Below are 15,179 nucleotides of genomic sequence, written 5' to 3' on the forward strand. Positions count from 1 at the left end.
ATGAGTCACATCACAACGGAAGATCCAGCAACTTTACGCCTGCCCTTTAAAGAGAAACTCTCTTACGGTATTGGCGACCTGGCCTCTAACATCCTGCTGGATATCGGTACACTTTATCTTTTGAAGTTTTATACCGACGTTCTGGGGCTGCCAGGCACCTATGGCGGCATTATCTTTTTGATTTCAAAATTCTTTACTGCGTTTACCGATATGGGTACCGGCATTATGTTGGATTCCCGACGCAAGATCGGTCCAAAAGGTAAGTTCCGTCCTTTTATTCTGTATGCGTCATTCCCGGTCACCTTACTGGCGATCGCCAACTTTGTCGGCACACCGTTTGATGTCACCGGTAAAACGGTGATGGCCACTATTCTGTTTATGCTTTACGGACTGTTTTTCAGCATGATGAACTGCTCCTACGGCGCAATGGTTCCCGCTATCACCAAAAACCCCAACGAACGCGCCTCACTGGCGGCATGGCGTCAGGGCGGCGCTACGCTGGGCCTGCTGCTGTGCACGGTGGGATTCGTGCCAGTGATGAATCTTATCGAGGGTAATCAGCAACTTGGCTATATCTTCGCCGCCACGCTGTTTTCACTGTTCGGCCTGCTGTTTATGTGGATCTGCTACTCAGGCGTGAAAGAGCGTTATGTCGAAACCCAACCAACCAATCCGGCGCAAAAGCCTGGCCTGTTGCAATCTTTCCGCGCAATTGCCGGTAACCGCCCACTGTTCATTCTGTGTATTGCCAACCTCTGCACCTTAGGGGCGTTTAACGTCAAGCTCGCCATTCAGGTCTATTACACCCAGTACGTACTTAACGATCCCATCCTGTTGTCGTATATGGGATTTTTCAGCATGGGCTGTATTTTCATCGGCGTGTTCCTGATGCCTGGCGCAGTCAGACGTTTTGGTAAGAAGAAGGTCTATATCGGCGGCCTGCTGATTTGGGTGCTGGGCGATCTGCTCAACTATTTCTTCGGCGGCGGCTCGGTCAGCTTTGTGGCGTTCTCCTGCCTGGCGTTCTTCGGCTCAGCGTTTGTTAACAGCCTGAACTGGGCGCTGGTTTCCGACACCGTCGAGTACGGCGAGTGGCGCACCGGCGTGCGTTCGGAAGGCACGGTCTACACCGGCTTCACCTTCTTTCGCAAAGTGTCTCAGGCGCTGGCTGGTTTCTTCCCCGGCTGGATGCTGACGCAAATTGGCTATGTGCCGAACGTCGCACAGGCTGACCACACCATTGAAGGGTTACGCCAGTTGATCTTCATCTACCCAAGCGCACTGGCGGTAGTCACCATTGTGGCGATGGGTTGCTTCTACAGCCTGAACGAGAAGATGTATGTCCGCATTGTGGAAGAGATAGAAGCCCGTAAACGCACGGCGTAATAATAATAAACGACGCCCTGCGGGGCGTTATAAGGAGTGATTATGTCTGACCATAATCCACTGACATTAAAACTGAATCTGCGGGAAAAAATCGCCTATGGTATGGGCGACGTCGGTTCGAATTTAATGCTCTGCATCGGTACTCTGTATCTCCTCAAATTTTATACCGATGAATTAGGGATGCCTGCTTACTATGGCGGGATTATCTTTCTGGTGGCGAAGTTTTTTACCGCGTTTACCGATATGCTCACCGGATTTTTACTCGACTCGCGGAAAAATATTGGGCCTAAAGGCAAATTTCGTCCCTTTATTTTATATGCAGCAGTTCCGGCGGCGTTAATTGCAACGCTCCAGTTTATCGCCACCACCTTTTGTTTGCCGGTTAAAACGACGATTGCCACCGCGCTGTTTATGATGTTTGGACTTTCATACAGTCTGATGAACTGCTCGTATGGTGCGATGATCCCGGCAATTACCAAAAACCCGAATGAGCGCGCGCAGCTCGCGGCTTACCGCCAGGGTGGTGCAACCATAGGGCTATTGATTTGTACCGTGGCGTTTATTCCGTTGCAGTCGCTTTTTTCTGACTCAACCGTCGGTTATGCCTGTGCGGCACTTATGTTCTCCATTGGCGGCTTTATTTTTATGATGCTGTGCTACAGAGGCGTCAAAGAGCATTATGTGGACACAGCGCCAACCGGACATAAAGCCAGTATTCTCAAATCTTTTTGCGCGATATTTCGTAATCCACCATTGCTGGTTTTATGCATTGCTAACCTGTGTACTCTGGCGGCATTTAATATCAAACTGGCGATTCAGGTCTATTACACCCAGTATGTGCTGAATGATATTAATTTATTGTCGTGGATGGGATTCTTCAGTATGGGATGCATCCTCGTCGGCGTATTACTGGTGCCAGTAACTGTAAAATGTTTTGGTAAAAAACAGGTTTATTTAGCTGGCATGGTGCTGTGGGCGGTGGGTGATATACTGAATTATTTCTGGGGAAGTAACTCTTTCACTTTCGTCATGTTCTCTTGTGTCGCCTTTTTTGGCACGGCCTTTGTAAACAGCCTGAACTGGGCACTGGTACCAGATACCGTAGATTACGGTGAATGGAAAACCGGTATTCGTGCCGAAGGTTCTGTTTATACCGGTTATACCTTCTTTCGTAAAATTTCTGCCGCACTTGCTGGCTTCTTGCCAGGCATTATGCTGACGCAAATTGGTTATGTTCCCAACATCGCGCAAAGCGATGCGACATTACAGGGTTTGCGTCAGCTCATTTTTATCTGGCCTTGTGCACTGGCAATTATTGCTGCATTGACGATGGGATTCTTTTACACACTCAATGAAAAACGGTTTGCATTGATTATTGAGGAAATCAACCAACGCAAAAATAAAGAGATGGCGACAGAAGAAAAAACGGCTTCCGTAACGTTATAAATGTCAATAGCCGCTATTTCCATTCTGGTGGGTGGCGGCCTCCCTACGTTTAAAAAATGGACTTATTATGAAAAAGATTAATGCAATAATTTTATTATCTTCTCTGACCTCTGCCTCGGTATTTGCTGGCGCATACGTCGAAAACAGGGAGGCATATAATCTTGCCTCCGATCAGGGCGAGGTTATGCTACGTGTGGGTTATAACTTCGATATGGGCGCGGGTATTATGTTAACCAATACCTACACCTTTCAGCGAGAAGATGAACTAAAACATGGCTATAATGAAATTGAAGGTTGGTATCCTTTATTCAAACCAACCGATAAATTAACCATCCAGCCCGGTGGCTTAATTAATGATAAGAGTATCGGTTCGGGTGGTGCAGTGTATCTGGACGTCAACTATAAATTTGTACCATGGTTTAATCTGACAGTACGAAATCGCTATAACCATAATAACTATAGTTCAACAGATTTGAGCGGGGAACTGGATAATAATGACACCTATGAAATTGGCACCTACTGGAATTTTAAAATCACCGATAAATTTTCCTATACATTTGAGCCACATTATTTCATACGCGTAAATGACTTTAATAGCAGCAATGGAAAAGATCATCACTGGGAAATCACTAATACCTTCCGTTATCGCATTAATGAACACTGGCTGCCTTATTTCGAATTACGTTGGTTAGATCGTAATGTCGAACCGTACCACCGCGAGCAAAACCAGATTCGTATCGGGACGAAGTATTTCTTCTGATGTGAAACTGCCGGATGCGGCGTAAACGCCTTATCCGGCCTACGGTTGATACGGTTTTCGTTGGCCGGATTAAGCACATCCGGCCATTAATCAAGCTTCAGCCGCCAGCATCTCTTTCTTACGTTGGCTAATTCGCTTAACCAGCATTACGGAAACCACCGCACCACAGAATGCGAAGCAGGCCATAATGCCAAACACGATTTTGTAGCCAATAATCCCCGGATTTAAATCCAGAATGTAGCCATACAGACTGAAGCAGAACATCGCCGGAGCGTAACCAATAAAGCTACCCAACGCCATCGCCGCGCCTGTTTTATTTTCAGCAATTTTTGCTTCGCCGATAGGTGCAAAAAATACGGCTCGCTGTGTAAAGACTATCGCGCCAAAGCCCAGCGTACATGCCATCCCTAAATAGACCGGCATACTTTCGTGCGGCAGCATAATCAACAGTACGAGCGCAGCGGTACTGATGATAAAGGTGTAGCATAGATATTTACTCGGCGATTTCAGGATCTTATCTGAAATCATGCCACCAATCGGTCCACCAATCATTTTCAGACAGTATTGGTTAATGATGCCGTAAGCCCCCACCAGCGCAACGGGCAATAGATAGATGTTTTTCAGGAATGGAATGAAGAATGTCAGGCCACAGTAAACCGCGTAAACGAAGAAGACGTTAAAAGCAATAAGCCAGATAGTTTTGTCTTTCAGCACCGAGGTCATACTGGTGTTTTTCGATGCTCCGTCTTCTTTTTTCACCTCGACGGACGGTGCCTCTTCTTTGTCATTCAGAACAAAGAAAATGATAATGCCTACGGCAATCACAATAAGGGAATAGAACCAGATGCCTGCTTTAAAACCCAATAAGCCACTGCCAAACCAGGTAAATACTGCCAACGCAGAAAATGCCACCACGGTATCGACAATGCCACGCCCTGTTTCGAAGAAGCCAAACAACCGACCTTGTTGTTCGCTATTGCCCAATCGACTCACCGACTTGAGCAAGACCGGCCAGTTCATCATGTCGCAAGTAACGCCAAATAGCGCCCAGACAAAGAGGATGCCCCAATACCCCGGCATTGTCGTCAAATAAACACCCAGTAATCCTGTCGCAATGAGTGAGAATGACATGGTGTATCTGCGCGGTAGTTTATCGGCAAAATAAATAGACAGAAAAAAACCCACTGTCGTGACAAATGAGTTTACCGACATAGCATTACCAATTTGACCATTGGTCAAATGGAAATATTCCTGCATCGGGATATAAAACGCATCTTTCAGCGACGGTAATTTATAAATTGTACCGCCACACAATGTTAATAGACTAAATAACGCCCATTTCTTTTTCGTGAGCATAACATCCCCTAAGCGATTTTTAAAATCACTGTTTTAAAGGCAATAAGATACCGACCATTCATATGGAATGGTTTTATTAACTGCGTATGAGTTAAAACTTATTAGTGGTTCAGAAGATGGTTTGCCTCTTGTTTGATTTGTTGTAGTACGTTACGCACATGATTTATCTGATTAATTGCATCTTCTTTTTCTTTACGTAACCGCGCATCCAGTAAATGATTTTCTGGCAATGGTGTTTCACTCATCTGGCGATAAGGGATCCACGGATTATCATCTTCGTCTTCAAAGCGGAACGCCGGCGCATAGTAATCAACCTCTTCTTCCAGGCCATATGCCGTCACCTGCGGCTCATCATCACCCAGGCATATAAGGTGCGTTAATAACGCTTTGAACGGCATATCACCCTGACCTGAAATACAGGCTTTATGACCCAGGCCACCCGGTTCTTTAACGATCAAGGCATCTTTGATATGGACCTGGGTAATATGCGGCGCCATCGTTTTTAAAGCGTCGATGGGATGCTCATTTGCATTGATCATGTTCGCAAAATCAAACAGTAAGGAAAGAGATTCCATCTCACTTTCTTTGACCAGCGACACCAGCTCATGGCTTTTTAAATCTTCATGCTGTTCGATCGTAAAAGTCAGGCCGCTGTCCTGATACGTTTCCCGTACATAGGCAATGTCGTTAGCGATGATCGATAATACGTCGCGCAAATTACCTTCATAACGTGGATAAAAACGTACGGACGATGCCCCAGTTTTCAACGCAATGGCGACGGCTTCGTCAATAGATGCCTTATCTGAAGCGCTGGTTTCAATATGAATATCAAGGTTCAGACGGCGGGCTTTATCCCCAAAGGCAGAGAGTTCTTTATCGTCCATATTACCAAGAGAAAAACGCTCGCCATCCAGAACATGGATTTTGACGCCACGTAGATTATTTTCACTTGCGATATCAAGTAAATCAGCAGGCAACACTCTTTCCAGCCGCATATTTAAATGAAAGGCATAAGCATGTAAATAAAGAGGAAGAGTGTCGACACGTTGTAGAATCTTTCTTGCGTTATTTATTGTCACCATAAAACACCTACAGATTAATGATGAGGTCTACGGCCTCAAATCGCCAATATTCAATATCTATCTGGACAATATTGCCTTGCTGGTCGGCGCGATGCTTTTCAATTAAGATCGCTGGCATACCCGCAGAACCGCCAAGATACTTGCTGATATCGCCCGGCATTCTGACGGGTTTGAAAATCAATTTTTTTACTACCGTCTCTTTTTGGTAGCACTTTTCCCAGACTGCAGAAAATGAGTGGTTTTCAAGTTGTTCAATAAAACCCGGAGCAACTTCAGGATTAATATATGTTTCGTGATAGAAAACTTTATGTCCTTCCAGCGCCCCCCAGCCGGTGATGCGATAGAGTTCAGTTGATGGTGTCACTGCAATCAGTGGCGCGAGCGTCTCGGGAATATCGCTGGTACGGTTTTTCTCGGTAAACCCCCAGGAAGGTTCCCGCCCTTGCTCAATTGCGGCCCGCTGAAAGCTCGCCGACAGCTCCGGGCTGTAATTAAATCGCGGCTGAGTCACGAACCACCCTTTACGATCCTTACGGAAGATTTTGGATTCTGCCTCGAGGTTCAGCAACGCCTGGCGCAGCGTCATACGTTTAATGCCCAGCAGCTCTCCCAGCTCTCTTTCTGAAGGGAGTTTTCCACCCGGCGTAGTGATGCCATCTTTTAACCACCGATCCAGTTTCTCTTTTGCATTTTCTACGGTGGATTGATTTCCCGTCATTGTTTAATCCTTTTGGTTTAAACCAGATGAGGCATCTTACGCTTACGCCAAAAAAGAAAGCAATTAACGGCGTATGACTTTGCAGATAATTGTGACAAAGCTCTCTATTGACGTAACCACAGACTTATAAGGGAGATACTCGCATTGCTGAGTGCTCACGACAGGCAAAAAAAAACCTGCCATCGCTGGCAGGTTTTTTATGACTAAAAAACGAAATTAATCGTCTTTCGGTGCGCGGTTGGCGCGACGACGATCGTTTTCCGTCAGGTGACGTTTACGAATACGGATAGAGGTCGGGGTCACTTCTACCAGTTCGTCATCATCGATGAACTCCAGAGCTTGTTCCAGAGTCATGCGGATAGGCGGAACCAGAACAACGGCTTCGTCAGTACCGGAAGCACGCATGTTGGTCAGTTTCTTACCGGTCAGGCAGTTTACAGTCAGGTCGTTAGAGCGGCTATGAATACCGATAATCTGACCTTCGTAAACTTCTGCACCGTGACCGAGGAACAGCTTACCGCGATCCTGCAGACCGAACAGCGCGAACGCGACCGCTTTACCCTGACCGTTAGAGATCAGTACGCCGTTCTGACGCTGACCCACTTCACCCGGACGTACGTCGTCGTAGTGGCTGAAGGTGGAGTACAGCAGACCAGTACCGGAAGTCATGGTCATGAACTCAGAACGGAAGCCAATCAGACCACGGCTTGGGATCACGTAGTCGAGACGTACGCGGCCTTTACCGTCTGGATTCATGTTTTTCAGGTCGCCTTTACGTTCGCCCAGCGCCTGCATTACAGAACCCTGATGCTGTTCTTCAACGTCCAGAGTCACGTTTTCATATGGCTCTTGTTTACGACCGTCGATTTCACGGAAGATAACTTTCGGACGGGATACCGCCAGTTCGAAACCTTCACGACGCATGTTTTCGATCAGAACAGACAGGTGTAGTTCGCCACGACCAGAAACGCGGAACGCATCAGCGTCTTCGGTTTCTTCTACGCGCAGCGCAACGTTGTGTACCAGTTCTTTGTTCAGACGATCCAGGATCTGACGAGACGTTACGAACTTACCTTCTTTACCGCAGAACGGCGAGGTGTTAACGCAGAAGAACATAGAAACGGTCGGCTCATCAACGGAGAGTGCCGGCAGCGCTTCAACGTTTTGCGTGTCGCAAACGGTGTCAGAAATGTTCAGTTCGCCAAGGCCCGTGATCGCAACGATATCGCCAGCTTCCGCCAGGTCGGTTTCGATACGTTCCAGACCGAGGTGGCCCAGCACTTTACCGACTTTCGCGTTGCGGGTTTTGCCTTCGCTATCGATGATAGTGACCTGCTGGTTCGGCTTCACTTTACCGCGCTTGATGCGGCCAATGCCGATAACGCCAACATAGCTGTTGTAATCGAGCTGAGAAATCTGCATCTGGAACGGACCGTCAAGGTCAACGTCCGGCGCAGGAACGTGGTCAACAATCGCCTGGTACAGCGGGGTCATGTCTTCCGCCATATCTTCGTGGTCCAGACCCGCGATACCGTTCAGCGCAGAAGCGTAAACGATCGGGAAGTCCAGCTGCTCGTCGGTCGCGTCGAGGTTAACGAACAGATCGAATACCTGATCCACAACCCAATCAGGACGCGCGCCAGGGCGGTCAACTTTGTTGATAACAACAATCGGCTTCAGGCCGTAAGCAAACGCTTTTTTGGTTACGAAGCGCGTTTGCGGCATCGGGCCGTCAAATGCGTCAACCACCAGCAGCACTGAGTCTACCATGGACATTACACGTTCAACTTCACCACCGAAGTCGGCGTGCCCCGGGGTATCAACGATGTTGATACGGTAATCATTCCATTTGATAGCGGTGTTTTTCGCGAGGATGGTAATCCCACGCTCTTTCTCCAAATCGTTGGAGTCCATCACGCGCTCTTGGGTTTCGGCACGAGAGTCGAACGTACCGGATTGTTGGAGCAGCTTGTCTACCAGGGTGGTTTTACCATGGTCTACGTGCGCGATGATGGCGATATTACGCAATTTTTCGATCACAACTTTGCCTCAGGCATTAGAAATAGCGCGTTATTGTACACGGATTAATCGCACTACAAAACAGGATCACAAACATCCTCCGCAAACAAGTATTGCAGAGTCCCTTTGTGATCGCTTTCACGGAGCATAAAAAGGGTTATCCAAAGGTCATTGCACCAACATGGTGCTTAATGTTTCCATTGAAGCACTATATTGGTGCAACATTCACATCGTGGTGCAGCCCTTTTGCACGATGGTGCGCATGATAACGCCTTTTAGGGGCAATTTAAAAGTTGGCACAGATTTCGCTTTATCTTTTTTACGGCGACACGGCCAAAATAATTGCAGATTTCGTTACCACGACGACCATGACCAATCCAGGAGAGTTAAAGTATGTCCGCTGAACACGTACTGACGATGCTGAACGAGCACGAAGTGAAGTTTGTTGATTTGCGCTTCACCGATACTAAAGGTAAAGAACAGCACGTCACTATCCCTGCTCATCAGGTGAATGCTGAATTCTTCGAAGAAGGCAAAATGTTTGACGGCTCCTCGATTGGCGGCTGGAAAGGCATTAACGAGTCCGACATGGTGCTGATGCCAGACGCATCCACCGCAGTGATTGACCCGTTCTTCGCCGACTCCACCCTGATTATCCGTTGCGACATCCTTGAACCTGGCACCCTGCAAGGCTATGACCGTGACCCGCGCTCCATTGCGAAGCGCGCCGAAGATTACCTGCGTTCCACTGGCATTGCCGACACCGTACTGTTCGGGCCAGAACCTGAATTCTTCCTGTTCGATGACATCCGTTTCGGATCATCTATCTCCGGTTCCCACGTTGCTATCGACGATATCGAAGGCGCATGGAACTCCTCCACCCAATACGAAGGTGGTAACAAAGGTCACCGTCCGGCAGTGAAAGGCGGTTACTTCCCGGTTCCACCGGTAGACTCGGCTCAGGATATTCGTTCTGAAATGTGTCTGGTGATGGAACAGATGGGTCTGGTGGTTGAAGCCCATCACCACGAAGTAGCGACTGCTGGTCAGAACGAAGTGGCTACCCGCTTCAATACCATGACCAAAAAAGCTGACGAAATTCAGATCTACAAATATGTTGTGCACAACGTAGCGCACCGCTTCGGTAAAACCGCGACCTTTATGCCAAAACCGATGTTCGGTGATAACGGCTCCGGTATGCACTGCCACATGTCTCTGTCTAAAAACGGCGTTAACCTGTTCGCAGGCGACAAATACGCAGGTCTGTCTGAGCAGGCGCTGTACTACATTGGCGGCGTAATCAAACACGCTAAAGCGATTAACGCCCTGGCAAACCCGACCACCAACTCTTATAAGCGTCTGGTCCCGGGCTATGAAGCACCGGTAATGCTGGCTTACTCTGCGCGTAACCGTTCTGCGTCTATCCGTATTCCGGTGGTTTCTTCTCCGAAAGCACGTCGTATCGAAGTACGTTTCCCGGATCCGGCAGCTAACCCGTACCTGTGCTTTGCTGCCCTGCTGATGGCCGGTCTTGATGGTATCAAGAACAAGATCCATCCGGGCGAAGCCATGGACAAAAACCTGTATGACCTGCCGCCAGAAGAAGCGAAAGAGATCCCACAGGTTGCAGGCTCTCTGGAAGAAGCACTGAACGAACTGGATCTGGACCGCGAGTTCCTGAAAGCCGGTGGCGTGTTCACTGACGAAGCAATTGATGCGTACATCGCTCTGCGTCGCGAAGAAGATGACCGCGTGCGTATGACTCCGCATCCGGTAGAGTTTGAGCTGTACTACAGCGTCTAATAGTTGAAGTTGTACTACCCGGCGCAACAACGCCGGAGGTTCAAACCAGGCCCATCTGGCGTAATTGTTGCAGCCAGTTTGAACACGGACAGCGCGCAGAACCCGGAGCGTACACTGGTACGTGAGGAGTTCGAGCACTGCCCAGGTTCAAAATGGCAAATAAAATAGCCTGATGGGACTGGTTTTTAGTTGCCGTGGAAATTTCAGCCCATCTCTGCATGGGCTTTTTTCTCCGTCAATTCTCTGATGCTTCGCGCTTTTTATCCGTAAAAAGCTATAATGCACTAAAATGGTGCAACCTGTTCAGGAGACTGCTTTATGGCAACAGGCACGCAGCCCGATGCTGGGCAGATCCTCAACTCGCTGATTAACAGTATTTTGTTAATCGATGACAACCTGGCGATCCATTACGCCAACCCTGCCGCGCAACAACTGCTCGCCCAAAGCTCCCGCAAATTGTTTGGTACACCGTTACCGGAACTGTTGAGCTACTTCTCATTAAATATCGAGCTGATGCAAGAAAGTCTGGAGGCGGGGCAAGGTTTTACCGATAACGAAGTGACGCTGGTCATCGACGGGCGCTCGCATATCCTTTCTGTGACGGCCCAGCGTATGCCGGACGGCATGATCCTGCTGGAGATGGCTCCGATGGATAACCAGCGCCGCTTAAGTCAGGAACAGCTACAGCACGCCCAGCAGGTTGCTGCCCGTGATTTAGTGCGCGGCCTGGCACATGAGATTAAAAATCCGCTTGGCGGTTTACGTGGCGCGGCGCAGCTGCTCAGCAAAGCGTTACCTGACCCATCACTACTCGAATATACCAAAGTGATTATCGAACAGGCGGACCGGCTGCGAAATCTGGTCGACCGTCTGTTGGGGCCGCAGCTGCCCGGTACGCGCGTTACCGAAAGTATTCACAAAGTGGCTGAACGCGTGGTAACGCTGGTGTCGATGGAACTGCCGGACAACGTGCGGTTGATTCGTGATTACGATCCCAGCCTGCCGGAACTGGCGCACGACCCGGATCAAATTGAACAGGTCTTGCTGAATATTGTGCGCAATGCGCTACAGGCGCTGGGGCCGGAAGGCGGTGAAATCATTCTGCGTACCCGCACCGCGTTTCAACTGACCTTACACGGCGAGCGCTACCGGCTGGCGGCGCGGATTGATGTGGAAGATAACGGGCCGGGCATTCCGCCTCATTTGCAGGATACGCTGTTTTACCCGATGGTCAGCGGCCGCGAAGGTGGCACCGGGCTTGGCTTATCCATCGCTCGTAATTTGATTGATCAGCATTCAGGCAAAATTGAATTTACCAGTTGGCCAGGGCATACCGAGTTCTCGGTTTACCTGCCTATCAGGAAATAAAGGTGACGTTTATGCAACGAGGGATAGTCTGGGTAGTCGATGACGATAGTTCCATCCGTTGGGTGCTTGAACGTGCGCTCGCTGGGGCAGGTTTAACCTGTACGACGTTTGAGAACGGCGCAGAAGTGCTGGAGGCGCTGGCGAGCAAAACGCCGGATGTGCTGCTTTCAGATATCCGTATGCCGGGAATGGACGGGCTGGCGCTGCTCAAGCAGATTAAACAGCGCCATCCAATGCTTCCGGTCATCATTATGACCGCACATTCCGATCTGGATGCTGCCGTCAGCGCCTATCAACAAGGGGCGTTTGATTATCTGCCCAAACCGTTTGATATCGACGAAGCAGTGGCGCTGGTTGAGCGCGCTATCAGTCATTACCAGGAACAGCAGCAGCCGCGTAATGTTCAGCTTAACGGCCCAACGACCGATATCATCGGCGAAGCGCCAGCCATGCAGGACGTGTTCCGTATTATCGGTCGGCTTTCGCGTTCTTCTATTAGCGTGCTGATTAACGGCGAATCCGGCACCGGTAAAGAACTGGTCGCTCATGCCCTGCATCGCCACAGTCCGCGCGCCAAAGCGCCGTTTATCGCGCTGAATATGGCAGCTATCCCAAAAGATTTGATCGAATCAGAACTGTTTGGCCACGAGAAAGGCGCGTTTACTGGCGCGAATACCATTCGTCAGGGGCGTTTTGAACAGGCCGATGGCGGTACATTATTCCTCGACGAAATTGGTGATATGCCGCTGGATGTGCAGACGCGTTTGCTGCGCGTGCTGGCAGACGGTCAGTTTTACCGCGTTGGCGGCTATGCGCCGGTGAAAGTGGATGTGCGGATTATCGCTGCCACTCACCAGAATCTCGAACAGCGAGTGCAGGAAGGTAAGTTCCGTGAGGATCTGTTCCACCGCCTGAACGTTATCCGCGTTCATCTGCCGCCGCTGCGCGAACGTCGGGAAGATATTCCCCGTCTGGCGCGCCATTTTTTACAGGTTGCCGCGCGCGAACTGGGCGTAGAAGCGAAGTTACTGCATCCGGAAACCGAAGCTGCTCTGACGCGTCTGGCGTGGCCAGGCAACGTGCGCCAGCTGGAAAACACCTGCCGCTGGCTAACGGTGATGGCCGCCGGGCAGGAAGTGTTGATTCAGGATTTGCCCGGCGAACTGTTTGAATCAACGGTTGCGGAGAGTACTTCGCAAATGCAACCGGACAGTTGGGCGACGCTTCTTGCGCAGTGGGCAGACAGAGCGCTGCGTTCCGGTCATCAAAATCTGCTTTCCGAAGCGCAGCCAGAGCTGGAGCGGACGTTACTGACGACCGCGTTGCGACATACGCAGGGGCATAAACAGGAAGCGGCGCGGCTACTCGGCTGGGGCCGCAACACTCTGACGCGTAAGTTAAAAGAGCTGGGGATGGAGTGATTCACGGCGTGTGTGTAAAGATTGATTATTGAGCGCAAATTGCTGGTATTTTGCGCTTTACTGTTCCGATAAGTTCAGTATGATCTTGCCCGGAAAACGGGGAGAGTCATTATGCTGGAATCAATAATTAATCTGGTATCGAGTGGCGCAGTTGACAGCCACACACCGCAAACTGCCGTTGCTGCCGTGCTGTGTGCCGCAATGATTGGGCTGTTTAGTTGAGTTTCAGATTGCTGATGAAGTGCTCTTTGTTCATGCCGGATGCGGCGTGAACGCCTTATCCGGCCTACAAAAGCAATATTTTCAACAGGTTTTGTAGGCCTGATAAGCGTAGCGCATCAGGCAATCTTGTTCTCAGCACATTGATGGCGCTTTCGTTTTCTACTTTGTAAACGAAGCGCCATTCACTATTTAAATCACCCGTGAGAACTGCTGCATCCGCGCTTTCTGGCGCAGATAGGTATCAAAGCACATGCAAATGTTGCGGATCAGCAAGCGACCTTTCGCCGTCACCTGTATTCCCTTCTCATCCACATCCACCAGCCCATCTTTTGCTAACGGGGCGAGCAGCTTGAGATCTTCCGCAAAGTAATCAGCGAAGTGCAAATCCCACTGTTTCTCAATAGGGGCGTAATCCAGACGGAAGTTGCAGATGAGCGACTTAATCACATCGCGGCGAATACAGTCATCACGCGTTAGCGCAATACCACGCCACAGCGCATTGCCTTGTTCATCCACTTGCTGATAGTACTGCTTCAACTCTTTCTGGTTCTGCGCGTAGCAGTCGCCAATCATGCTGATGGCGGAAACGCCCATCCCCAGCAGATCGGTATCGCCCTGAGTGGTGTAGCCCTGGAAGTTACGATGCAGCACGCCTTCACGCTGGGCCACCGCCAGCTCGTCATCCGGACGGGCAAAGTGATCCATACCGATAAACTGATAGCCCGATTGCGTCAGGAAGGCGATGGTTTCCTGCAGGATATCGAGTTTTTGCTGCGGACTCGGCAGGTCAGCATCTTTGATTTTGCGCTGAGCAGCAAAAATGGTCGGCAGATGCGCGTAGTTAAAGACACTCAGACGATCGGGGTTCAGCTCCGCCACACGTTTCAGGGTAAAGGCGAAACTCTCCGGCGTCTGTTTCGGCAGGCCGTAAATCAGGTCGATGTTGGTGGAGGTAAAACCAATCTCACGCGCATGGTTAAGCAGTGCAAAGATGAACTCTTCATCCTGCTCGCGGTTAACCAGACGTTGCACTTCTTTGTTGAAGTCCTGCACGCCCATGCTCAGGCGATTAAAGCCTTCGGCGCGTAAATGATCGAGTACATCCAGTTCGATTTCCCGCGGATCGACTTCGATCGAAATCTCCGCATCGGCATTGAACTGGAAGTTTTCGCGCAGCAGCTTCATCAGGCGGCTGATTTGCGCTTTATTCAGATACGTCGGCGTTCCGCCGCCCCAGTGCAATTGGCTGACGTGACGCCCGGCGAACAGCGGTGCACGATGGACGATTTCTTGCTCCAGCGCGTCCAGATACTGATCGGCCTTGTGCTGCTGGCGAGTAACAATCTTATTGCAACCGCAGAAGTAACAAAGCTTATGGCAGAACGGGATATGTACGTAGAGAGATAATGGACGCTCAGGATAGCGCGCCACGGCTTGTAAAAACGCCTGTTCGCCGAAGTCTTCTGAAAACTCCAGCGCGGTCGGGTACGAGGTGTATCGTGGCCCGGAATAGTTATATTTCTGGATCAGGGCCAGATCCCAGTCGATTTGCTGTACAGACATGCTCACTCCTTCCGATGGCGTCTCTGGCGGCTACG

At 49.8% G+C, this 15,179-nt stretch carries 12 protein-coding genes; 7 read left to right on the top strand and 5 right to left on the bottom strand.

Features of this window, described 5'->3' with window-relative positions; all coding sequences use genetic code 11:
• The 3 genes from HGD79_RS14975 to ompL all read left to right on the top strand — a co-directional run bounded on the left by HGD79_RS14975 (position 1) and on the right by ompL (position 3,592).
• The gene (locus HGD79_RS14975) at positions 1-1,386 is read left to right on the top strand and encodes an MFS transporter (protein ID WP_000018387.1); all 1,386 of its coding nucleotides are present in this window, start codon (positions 1-3) and stop codon (positions 1,384-1,386) included.
• Positions 1,387-1,428: 42 nt separating this feature from the next.
• The gene (locus tag HGD79_RS14980) at positions 1,429-2,832 is read left to right on the top strand and encodes an MFS transporter (protein WP_001297066.1); all 1,404 of its coding nucleotides are present in this window, start codon (positions 1,429-1,431) and stop codon (positions 2,830-2,832) included.
• Positions 2,833-2,899: 67 nt separating this feature from the next.
• On the top strand, positions 2,900-3,592 hold the full coding sequence (gene ompL, locus HGD79_RS14985; RefSeq protein ID WP_000723472.1) for a porin OmpL: 693 nt from the start codon (positions 2,900-2,902) through the stop codon (positions 3,590-3,592).
• 90 nt (positions 3,593-3,682) lie between these two features.
• On the opposite strand, the gene HGD79_RS14990 is transcribed toward ompL, so the two are convergent.
• From HGD79_RS14990 to typA, 4 genes are all read right to left on the bottom strand, one after another.
• The gene (locus HGD79_RS14990) at positions 3,683-4,948 is read right to left on the bottom strand and encodes an MFS transporter (RefSeq protein WP_000956312.1); all 1,266 of its coding nucleotides are present in this window, start codon (positions 4,946-4,948) and stop codon (positions 3,683-3,685) included.
• A gap of 101 nt (positions 4,949-5,049) precedes the next feature.
• Positions 5,050-6,030: a TIM barrel protein gene (locus HGD79_RS14995; protein ID WP_000256396.1), complete on the bottom strand. Its 981-nt coding sequence runs from the start codon at positions 6,028-6,030 to the stop codon at positions 5,050-5,052.
• A 7-nt stretch (positions 6,031-6,037) separates the two neighbouring features.
• Complete coding sequence (locus HGD79_RS15000) at positions 6,038-6,748, bottom strand: GntR family transcriptional regulator (protein ID WP_000147427.1); 711 nt, start codon at positions 6,746-6,748, stop codon at positions 6,038-6,040.
• A 216-nt stretch (positions 6,749-6,964) separates the two neighbouring features.
• Positions 6,965-8,788 carry a ribosome-dependent GTPase TypA gene (gene typA / locus HGD79_RS15005; protein WP_000570668.1) on the bottom strand — a complete coding sequence of 608 codons (1,824 nt, stop codon included), beginning with the start codon at positions 8,786-8,788 and terminating at the stop codon, positions 6,965-6,967.
• A gap of 372 nt (positions 8,789-9,160) precedes the next feature.
• On the opposite strand from typA, the gene glnA reads away from it, so the two are divergent.
• From glnA to HGD79_RS15025, 4 genes are all read left to right on the top strand, one after another.
• A complete protein-coding gene (gene glnA, locus HGD79_RS15010) occupies positions 9,161-10,570 on the top strand; it encodes a glutamate--ammonia ligase (protein WP_001271717.1) in 1,410 nt (469 codons plus the stop codon).
• A gap of 318 nt (positions 10,571-10,888) precedes the next feature.
• The gene (glnL, locus tag HGD79_RS15015; protein ID WP_000190577.1) at positions 10,889-11,938 is read left to right on the top strand and encodes a nitrogen regulation protein NR(II); all 1,050 of its coding nucleotides are present in this window, start codon (positions 10,889-10,891) and stop codon (positions 11,936-11,938) included.
• An 11-nt stretch (positions 11,939-11,949) separates the two neighbouring features.
• Positions 11,950-13,359 (top strand): nitrogen regulation protein NR(I), encoded by a 1,410-nt coding sequence (glnG, locus tag HGD79_RS15020; protein WP_001188777.1) that lies wholly within the window; start codon positions 11,950-11,952, stop codon positions 13,357-13,359.
• A gap of 111 nt (positions 13,360-13,470) precedes the next feature.
• Positions 13,471-13,581 carry a YshB family small membrane protein gene (locus HGD79_RS15025; RefSeq protein ID WP_000893994.1) on the top strand — a complete coding sequence of 37 codons (111 nt, stop codon included), beginning with the start codon at positions 13,471-13,473 and terminating at the stop codon, positions 13,579-13,581.
• 189 nt (positions 13,582-13,770) lie between these two features.
• Here the strand turns inward: HGD79_RS15025 and hemN are convergent, their stop codons facing one another.
• On the bottom strand, positions 13,771-15,144 hold the full coding sequence (gene hemN / locus HGD79_RS15030) for an oxygen-independent coproporphyrinogen III oxidase (protein WP_000116090.1): 1,374 nt from the start codon (positions 15,142-15,144) through the stop codon (positions 13,771-13,773).
• Positions 15,145-15,179: the final 35 nt, after the last annotated feature.

It is taken from the genome of Escherichia sp. SCLE84 (assembly GCF_012584495.1).
Classification (GTDB): Bacteria; Pseudomonadota; Gammaproteobacteria; order Enterobacterales; family Enterobacteriaceae; genus ECMA0423.

What these genes read in the sequence shown, in the direction of transcription:
- HGD79_RS15000 (WP_000147427.1), bottom strand. Translation starts at nt 6,748, where the DNA reads ATGACGGGAAATCAATCCACCGTAGAAAATGCAAAAGAGAAACTGGAT.
- HGD79_RS14980 (WP_001297066.1), top strand. Translation starts at nt 1,429, where the DNA reads ATGTCTGACCATAATCCACTGACATTAAAACTGAATCTGCGGGAAAAA.
- HGD79_RS14990 (WP_000956312.1), bottom strand. Translation starts at nt 4,948, where the DNA reads ATGCTCACGAAAAAGAAATGGGCGTTATTTAGTCTATTAACATTGTGT.
- HGD79_RS14975 (WP_000018387.1), top strand. Translation starts at nt 1, where the DNA reads ATGAGTCACATCACAACGGAAGATCCAGCAACTTTACGCCTGCCCTTT.
- HGD79_RS15025 (WP_000893994.1), top strand. Translation starts at nt 13,471, where the DNA reads ATGCTGGAATCAATAATTAATCTGGTATCGAGTGGCGCAGTTGACAGC.
- HGD79_RS14995 (WP_000256396.1), bottom strand. Translation starts at nt 6,030, where the DNA reads ATGGTGACAATAAATAACGCAAGAAAGATTCTACAACGTGTCGACACT.
- glnG (WP_001188777.1), top strand. Translation starts at nt 11,950, where the DNA reads ATGCAACGAGGGATAGTCTGGGTAGTCGATGACGATAGTTCCATCCGT.
- glnA (WP_001271717.1), top strand. Translation starts at nt 9,161, where the DNA reads ATGTCCGCTGAACACGTACTGACGATGCTGAACGAGCACGAAGTGAAG.
- ompL (WP_000723472.1), top strand. Translation starts at nt 2,900, where the DNA reads ATGAAAAAGATTAATGCAATAATTTTATTATCTTCTCTGACCTCTGCC.
- hemN (WP_000116090.1), bottom strand. Translation starts at nt 15,144, where the DNA reads ATGTCTGTACAGCAAATCGACTGGGATCTGGCCCTGATCCAGAAATAT.
- glnL (WP_000190577.1), top strand. Translation starts at nt 10,889, where the DNA reads ATGGCAACAGGCACGCAGCCCGATGCTGGGCAGATCCTCAACTCGCTG.